Origin of the sequence: Microbacterium sp. ISL-103 (genome assembly GCF_018613995.1) — a bacterium.
In the GTDB taxonomy this organism is placed as follows: domain Bacteria; phylum Actinomycetota; class Actinomycetes; order Actinomycetales; family Microbacteriaceae; genus Microbacterium.
The window spans coordinates 1-2,452 of record NZ_JAGGPD010000624.1 but is presented as its reverse complement, the minus strand read 5'-3'; the positions used below and the strand labels follow the sequence as shown (position 1 = coordinate 2,452).

Genomic DNA, 2,452 nt, shown 5'->3' with positions numbered 1-2,452 from the left:
CGCATTCGGCCGATCATGTCCATGCGCGGTTCAGGACTCGCGGAGGTCTTCGTACAGGGCGGTCGAGAGATAGCGTTCGCCGAACGAGGGGATGATCACGACGATGGTCTTCCCCGCAGCCTCCGGGCGCCGGGCGACCTCCAGAGCCGCCCAGATCGCGGCACCGCTCGACATGCCCACGAGGATGCCCTCCCTGCTCGCGGTCTCACGCGCGACACGGATAGCGTCGTCGAAGGTGACGTCGATGACCTCGTCGAGGACGTCACGATCGAGGCTGGGGGGCACGAAGTTCGGTCCGATGCCCTGGATCTTGTGCGGTCCGGGGTGTCCCTCGGTGAGGATGGGGGAGTCCTTGGGCTCGACGGCGACGATCTGCACGCCGGGGACGCGCTCCTTCAGCACCTGGCCGACCCCGGTGATGGTTCCACCGGTGCCGATGCCGGCGACGAGGTAGTCGACGCTTCCCTCCGTGTCGCGCAGGATCTCCTCGGCCGTGGTCCGCCGGTGGATCGCGGGGTTCGCCTCGTTGGCGAACTGCTTCGCCAGCACTGCACCCGGCGTGCGGGCCGCGATGTCCTCCGCCTCGGCGATCGCGTGCGTCATGCCTTTGGTGGGGTCCGTGAGTACGAGCTCGGCGCCGAACGCCCTGAGAAGCAATCGCCGCTCCTTCGACATCGACGCGGGCATCGTGAGGATCACCTTGTACCCGCGCGCGGCACCGACCATCGCCAGCGCGATACCGGTGTTGCCGCTGGTCGCCTCCACGATCGTGCCGCCGGGCTTCAGCTCTCCCGACGCCTCCGCGGCGTCGACGATGGCGATGCCGAGCCGATCCTTGACGCTCGAGGCCGGGTTGTAGAACTCGAGCTTGGCGAGCACCGTCGCGCCGAGGCCCTCGGTGACCCGATTCAGGCGAACCAAGGGAGTGTTGCCGAAAGCGGAGGTGATGTCGGAGTGGATACCGGGCATGGGGAGAGCCTTCCTGTGCGGGGTGACTGCCGCTCCAGCCTAGGCGAGCGCTTCCTGGGGGCGGGCAATATGACACCTTCCCGCGGCCTACGCTGGGTGTCATGCCTGAAATCTCGCTCGCGTCCGCCGTGCACGCCGCCGCTCGACGGCTGGCGGAGGCGGGAGTCCCGGACCCCCTCGTCGATGCCGAGCTGCTCGCCGGTCATGTGCTCGGCGCTCGCCGTGGCGAGGTGCAGGCCGCCGTCGTCCGGGGGGATTCGATCGACGCCGCACTGTCCGAGGTGCTCGACGCGCTCATCGCCCGCCGCTCCGCGAGGGAGCCGCTGCAGCACATCACCGGCCCCGCGCCGTTCCGGCCCCTCGGGCTCGCCGTCGGGCCCGGCGTCTTCGTGCCGCGGCCCGAGACCGAGACCGTCGTGCAGTACGCCATCGACGCGCTGCTCGGCTCCGCTCTCCCCGAGCCGATCGGCATCGACCTCGGCACCGGCAGTGGGGCTATCGCCCTCGCCATGGCCACCGAGGTCCCGCATGCGCGCATCTATGCGACCGAGCTGTCGCCGGACGCCTTCCCGTGGGCGCAGCGCAACACTGCGGGCGCCGCGAACCTCACTCTCGTCAACGACGACCTCGCTCACGCGTTCGGCGAGCTCGACGGCACCGCATCTGTGGTGATATCCAATCCTCCCTATGTGCCGGACGCGGCGGTCCCGCGCGACCCCGAGGTGCGTCTGTTCGATCCGTCGATGGCGCTCTATGGAGGAGAGGACGGACTCGACATCGTGCGCGTGCTGAGCGTGCGCGCTCTCGAGCTGCTCCACGCGGGCGGGCTGCTCGTGATCGAGCACGGGGAGCTGCAGGGGGCGGAGATCCGCAGCATCCTCACCCGCGACGGATGGCGGGCAGCGGCGACCCACCGCGACCTGACCCTGCGTGACCGGGCGACGACGGCCCTGCGCCCCTGAGGCGCAGACACGAATCGCACAGGCATCCCAACTAGAATCGGATCGTCATGTCCTCCATCTTCGATTGCGGCGACGAGGGCCAGCTCCTCGCCGGAATGCGTCACGCACGCCAGGCGATCAGTCGCGGCGAACTCATCGTGATGCCCACAGACACCGTCTACGGAGTCGCCGCCGACGCCTTCTCTCCTGCCGCAGTGCAGCGACTGCTCGATGCGAAGGGGCGAGGCCGCAACCAGCCGCCGCCCGTTCTCGTCGGATCCAAAGAGGTGCTGCACGCACTCGCAGAATCGGTTCCCGAGCCGGTGCAGCGACTCGTCGACGCGTTCTGGCCCGGCGGGCTGACCATCGTGCTGCCCGCGCAGGCCTCGCTCGTCTGGGATCTGGGCGACCCCCAGGGCACCGTCGCGGTGCGGATGCCCGAGGGCCGTGTGGCCCTCGAACTGCTCGCCGAGACCGGCCCGCTCGCCGTCTCGAGCGCCCACCTCACCGGCCCCGACTCCGCGATCCCGGCACTGGACCCC

3 protein-coding genes are annotated in these 2,452 nt (G+C 69.8%); 2 read left to right on the top strand and 1 reads right to left on the bottom strand.

What is annotated here, in order from left to right; all coding sequences use genetic code 11:
- Nucleotides 1–30 precede the first annotated feature (30 nt).
- On the bottom strand, nucleotides 31–969 hold the full coding sequence (gene cysK, locus J7E68_RS18795) for a cysteine synthase A (protein WP_215175069.1): 939 nt from the start codon (nucleotides 967–969) through the stop codon (nucleotides 31–33).
- Between the two features lie 101 nt (nucleotides 970–1,070).
- Between cysK and prmC the strand changes: the two genes are divergently transcribed.
- Entirely contained in the window at nucleotides 1,071–1,931 is an 861-nt protein-coding gene (gene prmC / locus J7E68_RS18790) for a peptide chain release factor N(5)-glutamine methyltransferase (protein ID WP_215175068.1), read from the top strand.
- A 47-nt stretch (nucleotides 1,932–1,978) separates the two neighbouring features.
- Nucleotides 1,979–2,452 (top strand): L-threonylcarbamoyladenylate synthase (locus tag J7E68_RS18785; RefSeq protein ID WP_215175067.1); only part of this gene is annotated, 474 nt, incomplete at its 3' end.

Bases quoted from the DNA above. Each gene is read 5' to 3' on its own strand.
- cysK (WP_215175069.1), bottom strand. From the start codon at position 969: ATGCCCGGTATCCACTCCGACATCACCTCCGCTTTCGGCAACACTCCC.
- prmC (WP_215175068.1), top strand. From the start codon at position 1,071: ATGCCTGAAATCTCGCTCGCGTCCGCCGTGCACGCCGCCGCTCGACGG.